We start from the raw sequence: 20,301 nt of genomic DNA on the forward strand, positions 1-20,301 counted from the left end.
TCGCACGGCTGATCCGCTGCATCCGCCCCTCTCCGTAGCGTGATCCACGACGGAAGGGAGCGGACATGCTCAAGGTCGATCAGGTGACCAAACGCTTCGGCGAGCGCGTCGCCCTCGAGGGGGTCTCGTTCGAGGTCGGCCGCGGCCGACTGACGGGCTTCGTCGGCGGCAACGGCGCGGGCAAGACCACGACGATGCGGATCATCCTGGGGGTGCTCGGCGCCGACTCCGGCAGCGTCACCCTCGACGGCACGCCGCTGTCGGCCGGCGACCGCCGGCGCTTCGGCTACATGCCGGAGGAGCGCGGCCTGTACCCGAAGATGAAGGTGCACGAGCAGCTCGTCTACCTCGCCCGGCTGCACGGCATCGCCGCGAAGCAGGCGGCGACCAACGCCGGCGACCTGCTCGAGCGTCTCGGCCTCGCCGAGCGCGCGAACGATACGGTCGAGAGCCTCTCGCTCGGCAACCAGCAGCGCGCCCAGATCGCCGCGGCCCTCGTGCACGACCCCGAGGTGCTCATCCTCGACGAGCCGTTCTCGGGACTCGACCCGATGGCCGTCGAGGTCGTGCTCTCGGTGCTGCAGGACGTCGCGCGCCGCGGCGCCCCCGTGCTCTTCTCCTCGCACCAGCTCGACGTCGTCGAGCGGCTGTGCGACGACATCGTCGTCATCGCCGGCGGCACCATCCGGGCGAGCGGGTCGCGCGAGCGGCTGCAGGCGGAGAACCGCGGCTCCCAGTACGAGCTGCTGACCGGCGGCGACGCGGCCTGGGTGCGTGAGGTCCCCGGCGTCACGGTGCTGCAGTTCGACGCCGGCTACGCCCTCTTCGAGGCGGACTCCGCCGCCGCCCAGACCGTGCTGCGCCACGCCCTCGAGCTCGGGCCGGTCGCGAGCTTCGCGCCGAAGCATCCGTCGCTCACCCAGATCTTCAAGGAGGTCGTTCAGTGACCACGCAGACCAAGGCGCCCGTCGCGGCCCCGTCGTTCGTGCAGAGCACGCTGCTCGTGGCGAACCGCGAGATCACGACGAAGCTGCGCAGCAAGTCGTTCCTGATCTCGACCGGCATCCTGCTGCTCGCAGTGCTGGCATCCATCGTCATCAGCGGGTTCGCCGCCCGCGACGCCGCGTCCTCGACCATCCCGGTGGCGACCACCGCCGAGACCTCGGACGTCGCCGACCTTCCCGGGCTCGACGTGACGCAGGCGTCGGATGCCGCGGAGGCCGAGCAGCTCGTGCGCGACGGTCATGTCGACGCGGCCGTGCTTCCGTCGTCGAGCGCGAGCGGCTACGAGATCATCGGCCTCGAGGACGTGCCCGACGGGCTCGTGCAGGCGCTGAGCGTCTCGCCCGAGGTGACGATCCTCGAGCCCGCGGACCAGGACGAGCTGATCGTCTACTTCGTCAGCATCGCCTTCGGGCTCGCGTTCTTCATGTCGGCGATCACGTTCGGCCAGATGATCGTGCAGAGCGTCGTCGAGGAGAAGTCGACCCGCGTCGTCGAGATCCTGATGTCCGCGATCCCCGCCCGCGCGCTGCTCGCCGGCAAGGTGCTCGGCAACAGCGCCCTCGCCTTCGCGCAGATCCTCGCGATCGCGCTGCTCTCGGCGGTCGGGCTGCTCGTCACCGGTCAGGACGTACTGCTCGGCGACCTCGGCCCGTCGATCGCCTGGTTCGTCGTGTTCTTCGTGATCGGCTTCGTGCTGCTCGCCGCGGCCTTCGCCGCGAGCGCCGCGCTCGTCTCCCGGCAGGAGGACGCGGGCACCGTCACCACCCCGGTGATGATGCTCGTGATGATCCCGTACTTCCTGATCATCCTGTTCGGCGACAACGAGTTCATCGTCGGGATCATGTCGTACGTGCCGTTCTCGGCCCCGGTCGGGATGCCGATGCGGATCTTCCTCGGCACCGCCGAGTGGTGGGAGCCGCTGCTCTCGCTCGCGATCATCATCGTCTCCACCGTCGTGGTCGTGCTCGCCGGGTCGAAGATCTACGAGAACGCCCTCCTGCGGATGGGCGCCAGGGTGAAGCTGCGCGACGCGCTCAAGGGCTGATCCCCGCACCGATCGAGGCGGTCGCTCCCACTCGGGGGCGGCCGCCTCGTCGTTCGTCGGCGGCCGGCGAGTACCCTCGAACCATGACGCAGCCCTCGCCGCCGAACCTGCCCGACGCGGGATCGCAGCGGTCGCTGAGCGAGGACATCGACCGCCTCTCCGCCGCCGCCGAGCACGCCGGCCCCGCCGACGTCGAGCTGCAGGACGCTCTGTGGAGCGCGGTGCACGGCCTCGAGTACTGGTTCTTCATTCCCCGCGGCGAGCCGCCCGTGGTGCAGCCGATGGCGATCGTGCTGGAGCAGGGGCCGATGCTGCTCGCGTTCACGTCGCTCGAGCGGGCGCGCGAGGCCGCGACCCGCATGGGCATCCCCGCGGAGCAGACGAGGCGGATGCTGGCGATGCCCTCCGCGGGCGTCGTGGGGCTCGCTGACGACTACGCGCAGATGGGCCTGTACGGCGTCATGTTCGACTCCGGCTGGTCGGGCTTCTTCGCGCCGGTCGCGGACCTGAAGGCGATCCGCGACCGCGTCCTGCGATGAGCGGACAGTTCCGCGAGGTCGACGTCCCCGAGCGACCCCGGATGTCACGAGCGGCGCTCCTCACGGGACTCCTGCTCGTCACCCTCGTCGTCTCGGCCATCTCCTTCGTCGGGTTCGGCATCGGGTACGGGCTCGTCACCCTCGCCTGCTCCGACCCGGCGGAGACCGCGTGCGACCTCGGCGCGCTGAGCGCCGGCATCCGGTTGGCCGTGTTCGGGCCCGCCCTCGTGACCCTCGTCACGGTCGTCGTCTCGATCGTGCTGCTCGTGCGCAAGCGTCGCGCGCTGTGGGTCGCGGCCGCGGGGCTCGTGCTCTCGATCGTGCTGTTCGCCGTCGGCACCGCGCTCGTCAACGGCGCAGCCCCGGGTGGCACCCTGTTCTGAGGGATCCCGAGCACGCCAGGGAACCCGCACCCGAACGGCAACCCCGCATCGGATCACGTGCAGGCTCGCCGTTCCGGTGCGGAGTTGCCAACCGCGCGCAGCGCCCATCCCCGGCGGTCGAGTAGCCCGCGCAGCGGGCGTATCGAGACCTCAGTACCGTCAGAGAAGGGTCTCGATACGCGGCTCCGCCGCTACTCGACCGTCGAGCGAGGCCGCTACTCCTGCGAGGCCGCGAGCGGCTTGAACCGGCGCAACCGCAGGCTGTTCGTCACCACGAACACGCTCGACAGCGCCATCGCGGCACCGGCGATCAGCGGGTTCAGCAGCCCCGCCATCGCGAGCGGGATCGCGGCGACGTTGTAGCCGAACGCCCAGAACAGGTTGCCCTTGATGACGCGCAGCGTGCGCCGCGAGAGGCGGATCGCATCGGCGACGGCGGTGAGGTCGCCGGATGCCACGGTGAGGTCGCTCGCGGCCTGCGCGGCATCCGTGCCCCCGCCCATCGCGACGCCGAGGTCGGCTGCGGCGAGCGCGGCCGCGTCATTGACGCCGTCGCCGACCATGGCGACGACGCGTCCCTCGGCCTGCAGGGCGCGGATGGCGTCGAGCTTGCCGGCAGGCGTCACCTCGGCGCGCACGTCGTCGATGCCGACCTCCGCGGCGATCGACTGCGCCGCCCCGGCGTTGTCGCCCGTGAGCAGCACCGGCCGGAGGCCGAGGGCGCGGAATCGGGCGATCGCGTCGCGGCTCGAGGGCTTAGGAGTGTCGCGGAGCGCGATGGTGCCGACGGTCTCACCGCCGCGGGCGACGACGACGACGGTGGAGCCGGCCGCCTGCGCAGCGGCGATCGCGGCATCCGGAGTCTCGGGCCGCCCGACCGTCACGGTCACGCCCTCGACGAGGGCGGAGGCCCCGAAGCCCGCGGTGGTGGTGAACTGCGTCGCCGACGGCACCGCGAGTCCGCGGGCCTGAGCGGCGTCGACGATCGCGCTCGCGATCGGGTGCTCGCTGCCCGCCTCGACGGCGGCGGCGAGAGCGAGCACGTCGTCCGCGGTGGCGGTCTCGACCGTCATCCGGCCGCTCGTCACGGTGCCGGTCTTGTCGAGCACGACGGTGTCGACGCGGCGGGTGTCTTCGAGCACCTCGGGTCCGCGGATGAGGATGCCGAGCTGCGAGCCACGTCCGGTTCCCACGAGCAGGGCGGTCGGGGTGGCGAGCCCGAGCGCGCACGGGCAGGCGACGATGAGGGTCGCGATCGCGGCGGTGAAGGCCGCCTCGAGATCGCCTGAGAGGAGCCACCACGCGATGAAGGTCAGCGCGGAGAGCACGAGCACGATCGGCACGAACACGCCGGAGATGCGGTCGGCGAGGCGCTGCACCTGGGCCTTGCCGTTCTGCGCCTCGGCGAGGAGGCGACCCATGCGGGCGAGCTCGGTGTCGGCGCCGACCCGCGTCGCCTCGACCACGAGGCGGCCGCCCGCGTTGATCGTCGCGCCGATGACACGGTCGCCCGCACCGACCTCGACCGGCACGGACTCCCCCGTCACCAGGCTCTGGTCGACGGCGGATGCCCCGTCGCGCACGATCCCGTCGGCGGCGATGCGCTCACCGGGCCGGACGACGAAGTGCTCCCCGACGCGCAGGTCGGACGCGGCGACGCGCACCTCGTAGCCGTCGCGGAGCACTGTCGCCTCGCGAGCCCCGAGCTCGAGCAGGGCGCGCAGCGCGGCGCCGGACTCGCGTCGGGCTCGCTGCTCGAGGTAGCGGCCTGCGAGCAGGAACGTCGTCACGGCGGTGGCGACCTCGAGATAGATCTCGTTCTCGCCGCTGCCGAAGAGGCGCCACTCCATCTGCATGCCGGGCTCGCCGGCGCCGCCGAAGAGCAGCGCCCAGAGCGACCACGCCGAGGCCGCGAGGACGCCGAGGCTCACGAGGGTGTCCATCGTGGCGGCGCCGTGGCGGGCGTTGACGGCGGCCGCACGGTGGAAGGGCCACGCCGCCCAGGTCACGACCGGCGCCGCGAGCACGAGGGCCACCCACTGCCAGTAGTCGAACTGGAGCGCGGGCACCATCGACAGCAGCAGCACGGGGACCGTGAGCACGGCGGCGACGACGAGCCGCGTGCGCAGGGCACGCAGCCGGTCTGGGGCGTCGCTCGGCTCCGGGTCGGGGAGGGCGGCGGTGTAGCCCGCCGCTTCGACGGCGGCGATCAGGGTCTCGGTGTCGAAGCCCTCCGGTGCGGTCACGCTCGCGCGTTCGGTGGCGTAGTTGACGGCGGCGCTGACGCCGGGCAGCTTGTTGAGCTTGCGCTCCACGCGGTTGGCGCACGCGGCGCACGTCATCCCGCCGATCTCGAGTTCGAGCATCGAGGTCTGGTCAGCCATGGGGTCTCCTGGATTCAGGGTCGACGATGACGGATGCCGGCGGGGCTGCCGGCATCCGTCATCCGTTGGCTGCTGCTACTCGGCCAGCGCGTAGCCGGCCTCGTCGATCGCCGCGCGCAGGGCGGCGTCGTCGAGGGGCTTCACGCTGGTGACCGTGACGGTCGAGACGCCGCCGGCGACGAGGGCGACGTCGACGTCCTGCACGCCGTCGAGCTCGCCGAGCTCCTCGCGGACGCTCGAGACGCAGTGGCCGCAGGTCATGCCGGTCACGGCGAGCTCCGTGCGGACGGCGCCGGGGGCCTCGGCCGCGGCCTGCTCGGTCTGGGCCTTCGCTCCGTGGCCGCCACAGCCGCAGGCGCAGCCGCCGTGCGAGGAGGCGGGGGCGTTGTTGGTGAGGGGCAGTTCGATCATTCTGATCTCCTTCGGTCAGGCCTTGACGAGACGGGCGATGGCGGCGGACGCCTCGCGGAGCTTCTCCTCCGCGACGGGTCCTCCGTTCGCGCTCGCCTCGGCGACGCAGTGGGTGAGGTGGTCGTCGAGCAGGGTGAGCGCAACGCTCTCGAGCGCCTTGGTGACCGCGGAGACCTGCGTGAGCACGTCGATGCAGTAGGTGTCGTTCTCCACCATGCGGTGGATGCCGCGCACCTGTCCCTCGGCGCGACGCAGCCGCGCGAGCAGCTTGTCCTTGTCGGCGACGTAACCGTGGGTGCCGTGGTCGTCCATGCCTGTCCCTTCTCGATACCCCCTAGGGGTAACAGCAGCGTAGCCGATGTCCGGGGGTTCCTGCTGAGCTGGCGGGACGTCGTGCAGAGGGCGCAGACTCGCGCGCCGCTCTCAGTTTCGACCTGCCACACTGACCGCATGTCGACACCGTTCGCCGACCGCCCCTGGCTCGCCTCCTACGCCGACGGCGTTCCGGCGGACATCGAGCTCCCGACGACGAGCCTCAGCGACGTCATCGACGAGACGGCCCGCCGCTACCGGCGGCGGCCCGCGCTGCAGTTCTTCGGTGCCGAGACGTCGTACGGCGAACTCGCGGAAAGCATCGAGCGCGTCGCCGAGGGCCTCCGCAAGCTCGGCGTCTCGAAGGGCGACCGGGTCGCCATCGTGCTGCCGAACTGCCCTCAGCACGTCATCGCGTTCTACGCCGTGCTTCGGCTCGGCGCGGTCGTCGTCGAGCACAACCCGATCTACACCGCACGCGAACTGCGGCACCAGTTCGAGGACCACGGCGCCCGCGTCGTCATCGCCTGGGACAAGGTCGTCGACACCATCCGTGCCTTCCCCGCCGACATCCCGGTCGACGCGATCGTCGCCGTGAACCTCACCGAGGCGATGCCGCTCACGACCCGCATCGCCCTGTCGCTGCCGGTCAAGCGCGCCCGCGAGTCCCGCGCCGCGATCACGACGAAGCTCCGCGGCACCGGCTTCACCCGCTGGGCGGACGTCGCCGCGAGCCGCCGCCTCTCTGCGTCGCAGCCTCGTCCGACGGTCGACGATCTCGCCGTGCTGCTCTACACCAGCGGCACGACGGGCACGCCGAAGGGGGTCATGCTCACCCACCGCAACCTGCGCGCTAACGCGCTGCAGGGTCGCGCGTGGGTGCCGGGCCTCACCGAGGGACGCGAGACGTTCTACGCCGTGCTCCCCATGTTCCACGCCTACGGACTCACGCTCTGCCTCACCTTCGCCATGTCGATCGGCGCGCGGCTCGTCCTCTTCCCGCGCTTCGACCTCGACCTCGTGCTGTCGGCAGCGAAGCGCACCCCTCCGACATTCCTGCCGGCGGTGCCGCCCGTCTACGACCGGCTCGCCAGGGCGGCTCGCGACGGGGCCTCGTCGCTCAAGAGCATCCGCTTCGCGATCTCCGGGGCGATGAGCCTGCCCGTCGCGACCGTGGAGCGCTGGGAGGAGGCGATCGGCGGCTACCTCGTCGAGGGCTACGGCATGACCGAGTCGTCGCCCGTCGCACTCGGCAACCCGATCGGACCGACCCGCCGCCCCGGCACCGTCGGCGTGCCCTTCCCGTCGACCCACATCCGCGTGATCGACGAGCACGGCGAGGACGTCGGCCCCGACACCCCCGGCGAGTTGCTGCTGAAGGGACCGCAGGTGTTCGGCGGCTACTGGCAGCGCCCCGAGGAGACCGCCGCGACCCTGACGCCCGACGGCTGGCTCCGCACCGGTGACATCGTGGTCGTCTCCCCCGACGGCTTCGTCAAGGTGGTCGACCGCGTCAAGGAGCTCATCATCACGGGCGGCTACAACGTCTCGCCCAGCGAGGTTGAGGAGTCGCTGCTCGGGCATCCGGACGTCCGCGAGGCCGCCGTCGTCGGGCTCTCCCGCTCCGGCGGGGCGGAGCAGGTCGCCGCGGCCGTCGTGCTGCGCGAGGGCGCCGTCTTCGACGAGGCATCCATCCGCGACTACGCCAAGCAGGTGCTCGCGGACTACAAGGTGCCCCGCCGCGTGATCGCGGTCGACGAGCTGCCCCGCTCGCTCATCGGCAAGGTACTGCGGCGCGAGGTGCGCGAGCTCTTCAAGCGATGACGGATGCCGCGGCGCTGCCCTTCCCGGTCGAGACGCCGGTCGAGGTGGTCGAGCTGCTCGTGTCGCCCGTGCACCGCTACGAGGGCCGCCCCGCCGACGGGCCGCTGCCGGCCGGCGAGGCACCCGAGCTGCGCGACGAGCTCGAGGTGCGCGCTCACCTCGGCATCCCGGGCGACCGCTACTTCGGGCACTCCGCCCACCGCACCGCCGCGGTGACCTTCCAGTCGCTCGAGGCGCTCGAGGCCCTCGCGTCGGATCTCGGAGTGCCAGTGCCGGGGCTCGCTCAGACGCGGCGCAACGTGCTGCTGCGCGGCGTGGACGTCGACGCCCTCGCAGGCCGCCGCTTCACCCTCGACGCCGGCGCGGGCGGAGTGAGGTTCCAGGGCCACCGCCCGGCCCGCCCCTGCGGCTGGATGAACACGGTCATCGCCGACGGCGCGCACAGGGCGATGCGGGGCCGCGGCGGCATCCGCGCCGAACCGCTCGCCGACGGCGTGCTGCGGGTGGGACCCGCCCTGCTGCGCATCGAGTGACCCGCGGATGACTCTGAGCTGCCGCCCCTAGGCGTGACTCATGAGCCACGTCGCGACGCGCCGCCCCGCCACGGCGCGTCACCGTCGGCGTTCATGAGTTGCGCCGGCCGGTGACCCCACCCGGCCGCGCCCAACAAGAGCCGCGCGCAACCGGCGGTCGAGTAGCCCGAGCAGCGGGCGTATCGAGACCCACGCACCGACGGTGTGTAGGAGAAACGACGCGCCGCGCCGCGCCCTCACGGCGTGGCGGGGTCGCCGCTCCTACCCAACGCCACCGGGTCTCGATACGCGGGCTCCGCCCGCTACTCGACCGCCGAGGCGGCAGTGGCACAAGCCCCTACGGCCGCACGAAGCTCTTCACCGCGCGACGCTCGTCCATCGCGGCGTACGCCTCGGCGATGTCGTCGAGCGCGAACTCGGCGTCGAACACGCGGCCCGGCTTGATGCGACCCTCGAGCACGTCGGGGAGCAGCTCCTCGATGTAGTTGCGCACGGGCGCGACGCCGCCGCCGACCGAGACGTTCGAGCCGAAGAGGCGGCGGATGGGCAGCTCGGCGCCGCCGTTGGGCACGCCGACGTAGCCGACGCGTCCACCGGGGCGGGCGGACCGGATCGCCTGGTCCATGCTCTCGGCGGTGCCGACGCACTCCAGCACCGCGTCGGGGCCGATGCCGTCGAACAGCGCCTTGACCTTCTCGACGCCGTCGTCGCCGCGCTCCTCGACGATGTCGGTCGCGCCGAACTCCTTCGCGAGCGCCTGGCGGGCGGGGTTGCGCGACATCACGACGATGCGGCCGGCACCGAGTCGCTTCGCCGCGATGACGGCGCAGAGGCCGACGGCCCCGTCGCCCACGACGACCACGGTCGAGCCGTCGGTCACGCCGGCGGAGACGGCGGCGTGGTGGCCGGTGCCCATGACGTCCGCGAGGGTGAGCAGGTGCGGCACGAGCGCCGCGGAGGGCTTCTCCGGGGTCGCGACGAGCGAGCCGTCGGCGTGCGGCACGCGCACGAACTCGCCCTGCCCGCCGTCGGCAAAGCTGCCGTCGCGCTGCTCGGCGCCCCACCAGCCTCCGTTGAGGCACGAGGTGCTGACGCCGTTGAGGCAGTTCGCGCAGGTCATGTCGCAGTCGTAGAACGGGGCGATGACGAAGTCGCCGACCTTGACCTGCGTCACGTGCTCGCCGACCTGCTCGACGATGCCGACGAACTCGTGGCCGATGCGCCGCGGCTCGGTGGTGTCGGTGACCCCGCGGTAGGGCCAGAGGTCGGAGCCGCACACGCAGGCGGCGGAGACCCGCACGATCGCATCGTGACCGGTCGAGAGCTGGGGGTCGGGAACCTCTTCGAGGCGGATGTCCCGTTCACCGTGGATGAGAGTGGCACGCACCCTTCGACGCTACCCCCGCACGCCTGGGAGCCGCGCCCGCAATTCGTCGGACTCCCCCTTTCACGGAACTGGGTCGCGGGCGTACCGTGCCCCGAGAGATCCGCGAAGGAGGGGCCTCGTGCGCAGGGTGATCGTGAGCAACATCGTCTCGCTCGACGGCTACTTCGACGGGCCGGGCAAGTCGATGCTGTTCCTCAACATGGATGCCGCGTTCGACGCAGACAATCTCGAGCGCCTCGAGGCCGCCGACGTCGTGCTGCTCGGGCCGCGCTCGTTCCTGCTGTTCAGCGGCTACTGGCCGGGCATCGCGAACGCCCCGCACGACCCGGTCGACCGCGCGGTCGACGACGTCAATCGAGCCATCAGCCGGCGCTGGTCGCGGGTGCGCAAGCTCGTCGTGGCCGACGACTTCGCGGTGCCGGCCGACAACGCCTGGGCCGACAGCACCGAGGTGGTGGGCTGGGCGGATGCCGCGCGGCGACTCGGCGAGGTGCGGTTGCAGGGCGACGGCGACATCGTCGTCTTCGGCAGCCGCAGCACGTGGAACCGCCTCCTCGCCGACGATCTCGTCGACGAGGTGCATCTGACCATCTCGCCGACCGTCGTGGGCGGCGGCATCCCCGTCTTCGACAGCCCGCGCGGCACTCCGGTCGGCTTCGCCCTGCTGGGAGCGCAGAGCCTTCCCGGCTCGGACAACGTGCTCGTGCGCTACGCCGCTCATCCCGCGGTCAACTGACGATCGGAAACGGAAGGAGACGACGATGCGGCTCGTGGTGCACGAGTTCATGACCCTTGACGGCGTCGTGCAGGGACCGGGCAGCCCCGACGAAGACACGACGGGCGGCTTCACCCGGGGCGGCTGGGGCGTGCCCTACTTCGACGACGGGGTCGGCGAGGTCGTCGACTCCTGGTTCGCGCGCACCGAGGCGCTGCTCTTCGGGCGCACCACCTACGAGCTGATGGCCGCCTACTGGCCCCAGGTCGACGATCCGGATGACACGACCGCACGCGTGCTCGACACCGCGCCGAAGCACGTCGTGTCGTCGACCCTCACCGAGGTGGGCTGGACCAACGCCCGGCTGGTCGAGGGCGACCCGCTCGACGGCATCCGCCGGCTGAAGGAGAGCCCGGGAGGCGAGCTGCAGATGCACGGGTGCGCGACGCTCGCCCGCACGCTGCACGAGCAGGGCCTTCTCGACGAGTACCGCCTCGTCACGTTCCCGATCACGGTGGGCGGCGGCAAGCGGCTGTTCTCGACGGATGCCCCGGCGTCGGGCTACCGCTGCCTGGAGTCGCGGGCGCTGCCGAACGGCACCACCTACGTCGCGCTCGAGCCGGAGCCCTTCGACCCCGGCACGTTCGGGATCGAAGACGGCCGCGTCGTCGCGGACTGAGCGCCCCGGTCAGGGGAGCGCCGGCTGGCAGTGCGGGCACCACCAGGTGTGCCGCCGCTCGGGGTCGTTCGGCACCTCGTCCATCGACTCGATGACAGTGCCGCAGCGCCGGCAGGGCTTGCCCCCGCGCCACATCACCCAGTGGCTCTCGCCCTTGCGGGCGATGCCCGTCGTCACCTGATACAGGCCGGGCACCTGCGTCGAGGCACGCAGTGCCCTCGCCGCCGCCGTGACGACGGAGGGGACGTCGACGGTGCCGATGGGTCGCCACGGGTTCAGCCCGCGGAGGAAGCAGAGCTCGTTGACCCACAGGTTGCCGAGCCCGGCGAGGTTGCGTTGATCGAGCAGCGCCGCGTTCACCGGGCGGTCGCCGCGCGCCTCGAGCCGTCGCACCGCCTCGGCGGCGTCCCAGTCGGCGCGCAGTGGGTCGGGGCCGAGGTGACCGATCGCGTCGTGCTCCCGCTCCGTCGGCAGCAGCTCGACGACGGGCAGGTCGATGCCCCACGCGGTGTCGCCCCGGTCGGTTTGCAGCCGCACGCGCACCTGCTGCTCCACGCGGCGCGGTACCCGGCGCCCGAAGGACGTGAACGACCACGACCCCTGCATCCGCATGTGCGTGTGCAGGGTGGCGCCGTTGTCGAAGCGGGTGAGCAGATGCTTGCCGTGGGTGTCGTGCCCGAGCACGCGCCACCCGCCGACCTTCGTGCCGGCGGCGGCGCCACTGCGCAGCTCGCCGGCCACCAGCGCGCGCCCGTCGAGCACGGGCCGCAGGCGGCCGGCCAGCAGGAAGACACTGTCACCCTCGGGCACGGCCCGAGACTAGGCGGCACCACCGACATTCCGAGCGGTGCAAGCGCTGGGAGCGACGAAGGGGCGGATGCCCCGTGGCATCCGCCCCTCCTCTCACAAGCGCTACGCGGCCTGGAACTCCATCCGGCTGACCACGAGCCCGTCCGCGTCGAGGTCGACCCGCACGGTGTCGCCGTCGCGGATGTCACCGGCGATGAGCGCCCGGGCGAGCTTGTCGTCGATCTCGCGCTGCATGAGCCGGCGCAGCGGGCGGGCACCGTAGATCGGGTCGTAGCCCTGCTCGGCGAGCCAGCTGCGGGCATCCGGAGTGACGGCGAGCTCGAGCCGGCGGTCGGACAGGCGCCGGGCGAGCCGGTCGATGTAGAGCGACACGATCTGACCCAGGTCCTCGGTCGACAGCGGGGCGAACACCACGATGTCGTCGAGGCGGTTGACGAACTCCGGCTTGAAGGTCTGCCGCACGAGCTCGCGCACGTTGGCGTCCTTCTCCGCCCACGGCATGACCGGGTCGGTCAGGTAGTGGGAGCCGAGGTTCGAGGTGAGGATCAGGATCGTGTTGCGGAAGTCCACCGTGCGGCCCTGGCCGTCGGTGAGGCGGCCGTCGTCGAGCACCTGCAGCAGGATGTCGAACACGTCGGCGTGGGCCTTCTCGATCTCGTCGAGCAGGATCACCGAGTAGGGCCGACGGCGCACCGCCTCGGTCAGCTGACCGCCCTGCTCGTAGCCGACATACCCGGGAGGAGCACCGACGAGCCGCGAGACGCTGAACTTCTCGCCGTACTCGCTCATGTCGATGCGCACGAGGGCCTTCTCGTCGTCGAACAGGTACTCGGCGAGCGCCTTCGCGAGCTCGGTCTTACCGACACCGGTGGGACCGAGGAACAGGAAGGACCCGGTCGGCCGGCCGGGGTCGGCGATGCCGGCCCGGGTGCGGCGCACCGCCTCGCTGACCGCACGCACGGCGTCGCGCTGACCGATGAGGCGCTTGCCCAGCTCGGCCTCGAGGTTCAGCAGCTTCTCGGTCTCGCCCTGGCGCAGCCTGTCGACCGGGATGCCGGTCCAGGCCGCGACCACGGCGGCGATGTCCTCGTCGGTGACCTGCTCGTTCACCATGCGCGGGCCGCTCTGCTCGGCCTGCTCGGCGGCGGCGATCGCCTTCTCGATCTCGGGGATGGTCTCGTAGTTGAGCTTCGAGGCGTCCTGGTAGCGCTGCTCGCGCATGGCGCGGTCGAGGTCGATGCGCGCCTGGTTGAGCTTGGTCTTGAGGTCGCCGACGCCGTGCAGTGACGCCTTCTCGGCGGCCCAGCGCTGCTCGAGGTCGTGCAGCTCGGCCTCCTTCGCCGCCATGTCCTCGCGGAGCTTCTCGAGGCGCGCCTTGGAGGCCTCGTCCTTCTCCTTCTTGAGCGCGAGCTCCTCGATGCGCAGTCGGTCGACGGCGCGCTTGAGCTCGTCGATCTCGACGGGCGAGGAGTCGATCTCCATCTTCAGCCGGCTCGCGGCCTCGTCGATCAGGTCGATGGCCTTGTCGGGCAGCTGACGCGCGGTGATGTACCGGTTCGACAGCGTCGCCGCGGCGACGAGCGCGGAGTCGGCGATCGTCACCTTGTGGTGCGCCTCGTAGCGCTCCTTCAGCCCGCGCAGGATCGCGACGGTGTCCTCGACGCTCGGCTCGCCCACGTACACCTGCTGGAAGCGGCGCTCGAGCGCGGCATCCTTCTCGATGTACTCGCGGTACTCGTTGAGCGTGGTCGCGCCGATCATGCGGAGCTCACCACGGGCGAGCATCGGCTTGAGCATGTTGGCCGCGGCCACGCTGCCCTCGCCGCCGCCCGCGCCCATGAGCGTGTGCAGCTCGTCGATGAACGTGATGATCCCGCCGTCGGAGTCGTTGATCTCCTTGAGCACGGCCTTCAGCCGCTCCTCGAACTCACCCCGGTACTTGGCCCCGGCGATGAGCGCGGAGATGTCGAGCGCGACGAGCTGCTTGTCCTTCAGCGAGTCGGCCACGTCGCCCGCGACGATGCGCTGCGCGAGGCCCTCGACGACCGCGGTCTTGCCGACGCCGGGCTCGCCGATGAGCACGGGGTTGTTCTTGGTGCGCCGCGTCAGCACCTGGCTGATGCGCCGGATCTCGGCGTCACGGCCGATCACGGGGTCGAGCTTGCCGCTCTTGGCGATCTCGGTGAGGTTGACGCCGTACTGCTCGAGCGCGGTCTTCTGCTCCTCCTGGGTGGAGGGAGCGCCCTGCATGTTCGCCATAGTTCTCCTCAGAAGTTGAGTAGGTCTGACTCAAGTTTAGGTCGATAGGGACAACGGCACCAGGAGCCGCGGCATTCCCTCAGCGCGGCCGCAGCACGTGCGCCATCCACCACCACGCGAGCGCGCCGATGACCACGTTGACCGCGAGCGCGACGAGCGCCGCCACCACGCCGGCGGCGATCATCAGCTCGACCGGCACGTCGACCCGACCGCGGAACACCCCGAGCGGCAGGCTCGCGACGTTGCCCGCGAGCGACGTGATCGAGCCCAGCACTCCGGATGCCGTGACGGCGACGCCCCAGCCCGCCCAGGTGATCGCCCAGGGCTTGTCGACGCCGCGTCGGCGCAGGATGCGGGCGCTGAGCACGATCCCGAGCGCGACGAGCGCGGCGCCGAGGAAGAGCGTCGCGACGAAGAGCGCGACGACGGGCGGCGAGGCGAGCACCTCGAAACCGCGCAGCGCGTCGGTGAGCTCCGCGCGAGCCCCCGCCTCGCTCACGGCGGCGAGGCCCACGATCCACGTCAGCACGAGGCCGACGAGCAGGGCGGCGAACGCGAGCCCGATGACGCCGCCGCCGAGCGTCGAGAGGCCGAAGCCCCAGCCGCCGGCGAGGAAGGCGGCCCGCCGGTGCTCCGGCCGTAGCGGCGGGCGCGGCGGCAGGACGGAAGCCGGCGGATACGACGGGTAGGCGCTCATGCGCTCAGGCTAGGGGCCGCATCCGACGGGTCGCCGCCTCAGTCCTGCTCGCCGCGCGGCAGGGGGCGCCAGACGACGAGCTCGCGCGCGCGCTGCACCCGGGTGCCCGCGCGCAGCGAGACGACGTCGCCCGACTCCCCCGCCGCGAAGATGCGCATGCCCTTGCGCGCAATGACCTCGTCGGCGAGCGCCGACTCGAGTTCCCGCACCCGCGAGCGCAGACCGGTGACCTCGTTCTCGAGCTCGAGGATGCGCCGGATGCCCTCGAGGTTGAGCCCTTCGGCCGACAGCCGGGCGACCTCGCGCAGCTGCACGACGTCGCGCATCGAGTACCGCCGCGACTTGCCCGAAGTGCGCTGCGGCACCACGAGCCCGAGACGGTCGTACTGCCGCAGCGTCTGCGGGTGCATCCCGGCGAGCTCCGCCGCGACCGCGATCGCGAAGACGGGGGAGTTCTCGTCCATGGGCTAGACCCTCGCGCGGTCGAGCAGGTCGGCCCGGGGATCCTCCTGCGGCATCGCCGCGGCGAACGCCTCGAGCGCCTCGCGGGCGCCGTGCGGCAGGTGCGACGGCACCGCGATCTGAATGGTCGCGAGCAGGTCGCCCGTGCCCTTCGTCGTCGTGATGCCGCGTCCCTTGACACGCAGCACGCGTCCGCTCGGGGTGCCCGCCGGCACGCGCAGGCGCACCGGTTCGCCGCCGAGCGTCGGCACCTCGATCGTCGCGCCGAGCGTCGCCTCGACGAACGTGACGGGCACGTCGACGCGGAGGTTGAGCCCGTCGCGCTCGAACACGGGGTGCGGGCGCACGGTCACGGTGAGCACGAGGTCACCGGACGGGCCGCCGTCGAGCGAGGGCTCGCCCTTGCCCTTCAGCCGGATCTTCTGTCCGTCCGCGACGCCCGCGGGGATGCGGACCTTCATCGGGCGGTCGTCGACGCGCAGCTCGACGGTGTCGCCGCTGACGGCGGTCATGAAGTCGAGGGTCACAGCCGCTTCCGCGTCGCGTCCCGGGGTCGGGCCGCCGAAGCCGCGGAAGCCGCCGCTCGACTGGCCGAACCCGCCGCCGCCGAACATGCCGCCGAGAAGGTCCTCGAAGCCGCCGCCGCCCGCGGGGAACCGCTGGCCGCGGCCGCCGGCCGCCCCGCGGTTGAACATGCCGAAGACGTCCTCGAAGCCGCCGGGCTGGCCGCCCGCGGTGAAGCGCGCGCCGGAGCCCATCGCGCGCATCTGGTCGTACTCGGTGCGCTGCTCGGGGTCCGAGAGCACCGAGTACGCCTCGCTGATCTCCTTGAACCGAGCCTCGGCGGCAGCATCGCCCGGGTTGGAGTCCGGGTGATACTGCCGCGCGAGCTTGCGGTAGGTCTTCTTCAGCTCCGCGTCGGAGGCATCCTTCGAGACGCCGAGCACGGCGTAGAAGTCCTTGTCGAACCAGTCCTGACTAGCCATGGAGCGCCTCCCTTCCGATTACTCCGCCGCCGGTACCGCGACGGCGACCTTGGCCGCGCGGATGAGCCGCTCACCCAGCAGGTAGCCGGGCTCGATGACGTCCGCGACGGTGTTCTGCGTCGCATCCGGCGTGGGCAGCTGAACGAGCGCCTCGTGACGGTTGGGGTCGAACACCTCGCCCTTCTCGCCGACCTTGGTGAGGCCGTACTTGGCGAAGCCCGCGCGGAGCTTCGACGCGATGATCGCGAGCGGGGTGCCCTCCTCGAGGTCGCCGTGCGCCTCCGCGCGGTCGAGGTCGTCGATCGCCGGCAGCAGCGAGCGGATGACCTCGGCGATGACCGCCTCGCGGTTCGCTTGGCGGTCGCGCTCGACGCGGGCGCGGAAATTCACGAGCTCGGCCTGGGCGCGCAGCATGTCGCTGCGCATCTCGGCGACGATGTCCGCGGCCGCCTGGTCGAGCAGCGTCTGGTCGGCGTCGCTCAGCGGCTCGCCGCCGGGCTCACCGGCCGTGACGCCCTCCGCCGTGGCCGGCGAGTCGTCCTCGGGCGCGAGGTCCTCGGAGTCGGGGGCGCCGGCGTCGGCCGGCACCCCCTCGCCCTGAGGACGCAGTTCCTCGGGGTCGTTCTTGTTCTCGTCAGTCATCGGGTCACTTCTTGTCGTTGTCGTCGTCCACGACCTCGGCGTCGACGATGTCCTCGTCGCTGCCCGAGGCCTGCTGTCCGCCCGCGGCATCCGCCGTCGGCTGCTGCTGCGACTCGGTCGAGTAGAGCGCCTGGCCGAGACGCTGCTGGCTCGAGGAGAGCTTGTCGAACGCGGTCTTCACGGCCTCGTCGTCGTCACCGGCGAGCGCGGTCTTCAGCGCGTCGACGTCGCCCTGCACGTCGGTCTTGACGTCGTCGGGCAGCTTGTCGGCGTTGTCCTTGATGAGCTTGTCGACCGAGTAGCTCAGCTGCTCGGCGTTGTTGCGCATCTCGGCGGTCTCGCGACGGCGCTTGTCCTCGGCGGCGTGCTCCTCCGCCTCGCGCACCATGCGCTCGATGTCGTCCTTCTGCAGGCCCGAGCCACCGGTGATGGTGATGGACTGCTCCTTGCCGGTGCCCTTGTCGCGGGCGTGCACCTGCACGATGCCGTTGGCGTCGATGTCGAACGTGACCTCGATCTGCGGCACGCCGCGCGGAGCGGGGGCGATGCCCTGCAGCTCGAAGGTGCCGAGCGCCTTGTTGTCGCGGGTGAACTCGCGCTCGCCCTGGAAGACCTGGATCGCGACCGACGGCTGATTGTCGTCGGCGGTCGTGAAGGTCTCGCTGCGCTTGGTCGGGATGGCCGTGTTGCGCTCGATGAGCTTCGTCATGATGCCGCCCTTGGTCTCGATACCGAGGCTCAGCGGGGTGACGTCGATGAGCAGCACGTCCTTGCGCTCACCCTTCAGCACGCCGGCCTGGAGCGCGGCGCCGACGGCGACGACCTCGTCCGGGTTGACGCCCTTGTTCGGGTCCTTGCCGGTGAGGCTCTTCACCATCTCGCTGACGGCGGGCATGCGGGTCGAACCACCGACGAGCACGACGTGCGCGATGTCGCCCACCTGCACGCCGGCCTCGCGGATGACGTCGTGGAACGGCTTCTTGGTGCGCTCGAGCAGATCGGTCGTGAGCTGCTCGAACTGCGCACGGGTGATCGACTCGTCGAGGTTCGCCGGGCCGTTCTGCGTGAGCGAGAGGTAGGGCAGCTGGATCGAGGTCGAGGTCGAGCTCGACAGCTCCTTCTTCGCCTGCTCCGCGGCCTCCTTGAGGCGCTGCAGCGCGATGCGGTCGTTCGAGACGTCGACGCCGGTCGAGTCCTTGAAACGCTTGATGAGGTGCTCGACGATGCGCTGGTCCCAGTCGTCGCCACCGAGGCGGTTGTCACCGGCGGTCGCGCGCACCTGGATTGTGGAGAAGTCGTCGTCCTTGCCCACCTCGAGGAGGGAGACGTCGAAGGTTCCACCACCGAGGTCGAAGACGAGGATGAGCTCGTCCTCCTTGCCCTTGTCGAGGCCGTACGCGAGGGCCGCGGCGGTGGGCTCGTTGATGATCCGCAGCACGTTGAGGCCGGCGATCTCACCGGCGTCCTTCGTCGCCTGACGCTCGGCGTCGTTGAAGTAGGCGGGCACGGTGATGACCGCGTCGGTGACGGGCTCGCCGAGGTACTGCTCGGCGTCGCGCTTGAGCTTCGCGAGCGTGCGCGCCGAGATCTCCTGCGGCGTGTAGCGCTTGCCGTCGATCTCGGTCGTCCAGTTGGTGCCCATGTGGCGCTTGACTGACGCGATGGTGCGGTCGACGTTGGTGACGGCCTGGCGCTTCGCGGTCTCACCGACGAGCACCTCCCCGTCCTTGGTGAAGGCGACGACCGACGGGGTCGTACGGAACCCCTCCGCGTTGGCGATGACGGTGGGCTCGCCACCCTCGAGGACCGCCACCACCGAGTTGGTGGTTCCGAGGTCGATTCCTACAGCTCGAGCCATGTGCTCTGCTTCTCCTTCGTTGATTGGTGCAAGTCGAAGGCGGGCAACTTGAGTCCCGCACACTCAAGTTTCTGCAGGTCGCCCGAGGCTGTCAAGTCGCTCACGGCGAAACTTGAGCTAGCCCGGCTCAAGCTCTCAAGCCGGCACAGGTACGAGCCCGGCGGAAAGACGTCGTGCCGGCTCGACGATCGCCTCCCGAACGTTACGCATGCCGGCTGACCGGCACCCGGATGACTCGTGCGCGAACCCCCTCGGCTCGCGGCCTCCGAGCGCACGCTCAGACCGGTCCGCATCCTGCTCGCCCCTCGGACCGAGCGACCGGCGGAACCGGGGCGCAGACGGGGCGGCTAGCGGCGCGTGCTCGCGCGCACGACGAGGTCGATCGGCATCATCGTGACCCGCTCGACTTCGCGACCCTCGAGGCGGTCGACGAGCACCTCGGCCATGCGCGCGCCGAGCGCGACGGAGGGCTGCAGCACGGTCGTGAGCGGCGGCTCGCTCGTCTCGCCGTAGATGTCGCCGTCGAAACCGGCTACGGCGACGTCAGCCGGCACCCGCTTGCCGCGGGCCCGCAGCACCGACAGCGCGCCGGCCGCCATCTGGTCGTTGGCGACGAAGACGCCGTCGAACTCCTGGCCGCCGTCGAGCAGGCGGGTCATCGCCTCGGCGCCGCTGCGGGGCGAGAAGTCGCCGACCTCGACGAGGTCGTCCTGAAGGCCCGCGCTCTGCACGGCACGGCGCCAGCCCGACAGCCGGTCGACGCCGGGGGGCATGTCCTGCGGTCCGCAGATGGTCGCGATGCGGCGGCATCCGGCCTCGATGAGGTGCCGGGTGACAGCCTCGGCGCCGGCGGCGTTGTCGACGTCGACGAAGTAGCTGCCGCTCTCCTCGGCCGAGAGCGGGCGACCGCCGAAGACGACGGGCAGGCTGCGGCCGAGGCGGGCGTAGGAGTGGTCGCCCGAGTGGTGCGACACGACGAGCGCGCCATCGACGTTGCCGCCCAGCAGGTAGCGCCGGGTCTTCTCGGAGTTCGCCTCCGACGCGATCATCATCGTGAGCGTGTAGTCGGTGTCGGCCAGGTGCAGCGCGACGCCCTGCACGACCGAGGCGAAGAACGGGTCGGCGAAGACCTTGGCCGTCGACTCCGGTACGACGAGCGCGATCGCGTGGGTGCGCCGGCTGGCCAGCGTGCGGGCGGCGCGATTCGGCACATAGCCGAGCGCCTCGATGGCCTCGCGCACCGCGGCGACGGCCTCATCGGTGACGTGCGGCGACTCGTTGACGACGCGACTGACGGTCGAGCGCGAGACGCCCGCCCTGGCCGCGACTTGCTCGAGAGTGGGCGCGGAGGGAGTCGCATCGGTGGTCAT

20 protein-coding genes are annotated in these 20,301 nt (G+C 71.3%); 8 read left to right on the forward strand and 12 right to left on the reverse strand.

Annotated elements, in window-relative coordinates:
* Window positions 1–65: 65 nt before the first annotated feature.
* The 4 genes from JUB10_RS07470 (at window position 66) to JUB10_RS07485 (ending at window position 2,972) form a co-directional block, all read left to right on the forward strand.
* Window positions 66–947: an ABC transporter ATP-binding protein gene (locus JUB10_RS07470; RefSeq protein WP_207455125.1), complete on the forward strand. Its 882-nt coding sequence runs from the start codon at window positions 66–68 to the stop codon at window positions 945–947.
* Window positions 944–2,050, forward strand: a complete 1,107-nt coding sequence (locus JUB10_RS07475) for an ABC transporter permease (protein WP_207455127.1) — start codon at window positions 944–946, stop codon at window positions 2,048–2,050. Before JUB10_RS07470 ends, JUB10_RS07475 begins: the two co-directional genes overlap by 4 nt.
* Window positions 2,051–2,133: 83 nt before the next feature.
* Window positions 2,134–2,589 (forward strand): hypothetical protein, encoded by a 456-nt coding sequence (locus tag JUB10_RS07480; protein WP_207455129.1) that lies wholly within the window; start codon window positions 2,134–2,136, stop codon window positions 2,587–2,589.
* Window positions 2,586–2,972 carry a hypothetical protein gene (locus tag JUB10_RS07485; protein ID WP_207455130.1) on the forward strand — a complete coding sequence of 129 codons (387 nt, stop codon included), beginning with the start codon at window positions 2,586–2,588 and terminating at the stop codon, window positions 2,970–2,972. Before JUB10_RS07480 ends, JUB10_RS07485 begins: the two co-directional genes overlap by 4 nt.
* A 215-nt stretch (window positions 2,973–3,187) precedes the next feature.
* On the opposite strand, the gene JUB10_RS07490 is transcribed toward JUB10_RS07485, so the two are convergent.
* From JUB10_RS07490 to JUB10_RS07500, 3 genes are all read right to left on the reverse strand, one after another.
* Window positions 3,188–5,356 carry a heavy metal translocating P-type ATPase gene (locus JUB10_RS07490; RefSeq protein WP_207455131.1) on the reverse strand — a complete coding sequence of 723 codons (2,169 nt, stop codon included), beginning with the start codon at window positions 5,354–5,356 and terminating at the stop codon, window positions 3,188–3,190.
* A gap of 75 nt (window positions 5,357–5,431) precedes the next feature.
* The gene (locus tag JUB10_RS07495) at window positions 5,432–5,767 is read right to left on the reverse strand and encodes a heavy-metal-associated domain-containing protein (protein ID WP_207455133.1); all 336 of its coding nucleotides are present in this window, start codon (window positions 5,765–5,767) and stop codon (window positions 5,432–5,434) included.
* A gap of 15 nt (window positions 5,768–5,782) precedes the next feature.
* Window positions 5,783–6,079 (reverse strand): metal-sensitive transcriptional regulator, encoded by a 297-nt coding sequence (locus JUB10_RS07500; protein WP_207455135.1) that lies wholly within the window; start codon window positions 6,077–6,079, stop codon window positions 5,783–5,785.
* Window positions 6,080–6,217: 138 nt separating this feature from the next.
* Here JUB10_RS07500 and JUB10_RS07505 point away from each other — a divergent pair, with 138 nt between their 5' ends.
* Window positions 6,218–7,903: a long-chain-fatty-acid--CoA ligase gene (locus JUB10_RS07505; protein ID WP_207455136.1), complete on the forward strand. Its 1,686-nt coding sequence runs from the start codon at window positions 6,218–6,220 to the stop codon at window positions 7,901–7,903.
* Window positions 7,900–8,436, forward strand: a complete 537-nt coding sequence (locus tag JUB10_RS07510; RefSeq protein ID WP_207455137.1) for an MOSC domain-containing protein — start codon at window positions 7,900–7,902, stop codon at window positions 8,434–8,436. The genes JUB10_RS07505 and JUB10_RS07510 overlap by 4 nt, the downstream gene beginning before the upstream one ends.
* Window positions 8,437–8,773: 337 nt before the next feature.
* Here JUB10_RS07510 and JUB10_RS07515 read toward each other — a convergent pair whose 3' ends face one another.
* Window positions 8,774–9,823 carry a zinc-dependent alcohol dehydrogenase family protein gene (locus tag JUB10_RS07515; RefSeq protein ID WP_207455139.1) on the reverse strand — a complete coding sequence of 350 codons (1,050 nt, stop codon included), beginning with the start codon at window positions 9,821–9,823 and terminating at the stop codon, window positions 8,774–8,776.
* 118 nt (window positions 9,824–9,941) lie between these two features.
* Between JUB10_RS07515 and JUB10_RS07520 the strand changes: the two genes are divergently transcribed.
* Both JUB10_RS07520 and JUB10_RS07525 read left to right on the forward strand, forming a co-directional pair.
* A complete protein-coding gene (locus tag JUB10_RS07520; RefSeq protein ID WP_207455140.1) occupies window positions 9,942–10,559 on the forward strand; it encodes a dihydrofolate reductase family protein in 618 nt (205 codons plus the stop codon).
* 25 nt (window positions 10,560–10,584) lie between these two features.
* A complete protein-coding gene (locus JUB10_RS07525; protein WP_207455141.1) occupies window positions 10,585–11,217 on the forward strand; it encodes a dihydrofolate reductase family protein in 633 nt (210 codons plus the stop codon).
* A gap of 9 nt (window positions 11,218–11,226) precedes the next feature.
* Here JUB10_RS07525 and JUB10_RS07530 read toward each other — a convergent pair whose 3' ends face one another.
* The 8 genes from JUB10_RS07530 to JUB10_RS07565 all read right to left on the reverse strand — a co-directional run bounded on the left by JUB10_RS07530 (window position 11,227) and on the right by JUB10_RS07565 (window position 20,301).
* Complete coding sequence (locus tag JUB10_RS07530) at window positions 11,227–12,027, reverse strand: DNA-formamidopyrimidine glycosylase family protein (RefSeq protein WP_207455143.1); 801 nt, start codon at window positions 12,025–12,027, stop codon at window positions 11,227–11,229.
* A 102-nt stretch (window positions 12,028–12,129) separates the two neighbouring features.
* Window positions 12,130–14,286, reverse strand: a complete 2,157-nt coding sequence (locus tag JUB10_RS07535; protein ID WP_207455144.1) for an ATP-dependent Clp protease ATP-binding subunit — start codon at window positions 14,284–14,286, stop codon at window positions 12,130–12,132.
* A gap of 79 nt (window positions 14,287–14,365) precedes the next feature.
* Window positions 14,366–14,983, reverse strand: a complete 618-nt coding sequence (locus JUB10_RS07540) for a hypothetical protein (RefSeq protein ID WP_207455145.1) — start codon at window positions 14,981–14,983, stop codon at window positions 14,366–14,368.
* A gap of 38 nt (window positions 14,984–15,021) precedes the next feature.
* Entirely contained in the window at window positions 15,022–15,447 is a 426-nt protein-coding gene (locus JUB10_RS07545) for a heat shock protein transcriptional repressor HspR (protein ID WP_207455147.1), read from the reverse strand.
* Between the two features lie 3 nt (window positions 15,448–15,450).
* The gene (locus JUB10_RS07550) at window positions 15,451–16,431 is read right to left on the reverse strand and encodes a DnaJ C-terminal domain-containing protein (protein WP_207455150.1); all 981 of its coding nucleotides are present in this window, start codon (window positions 16,429–16,431) and stop codon (window positions 15,451–15,453) included.
* Between the two features lie 18 nt (window positions 16,432–16,449).
* Window positions 16,450–17,073 (reverse strand): nucleotide exchange factor GrpE, encoded by a 624-nt coding sequence (locus tag JUB10_RS07555; protein WP_242682327.1) that lies wholly within the window; start codon window positions 17,071–17,073, stop codon window positions 16,450–16,452.
* Between the two features lie 4 nt (window positions 17,074–17,077).
* The gene (gene dnaK / locus JUB10_RS07560) at window positions 17,078–18,931 is read right to left on the reverse strand and encodes a molecular chaperone DnaK (protein ID WP_207455153.1); all 1,854 of its coding nucleotides are present in this window, start codon (window positions 18,929–18,931) and stop codon (window positions 17,078–17,080) included.
* A 347-nt stretch (window positions 18,932–19,278) separates the two neighbouring features.
* Window positions 19,279–20,301 carry a LacI family DNA-binding transcriptional regulator gene (locus JUB10_RS07565; protein ID WP_207455154.1) on the reverse strand — a complete coding sequence of 341 codons (1,023 nt, stop codon included), beginning with the start codon at window positions 20,299–20,301 and terminating at the stop codon, window positions 19,279–19,281.

Origin of the sequence: Desertivibrio insolitus (genome assembly GCF_017355965.1) — a bacterium.
Taxonomy (GTDB): domain Bacteria; phylum Actinomycetota; class Actinomycetes; order Actinomycetales; family Microbacteriaceae; genus JAFIQW01.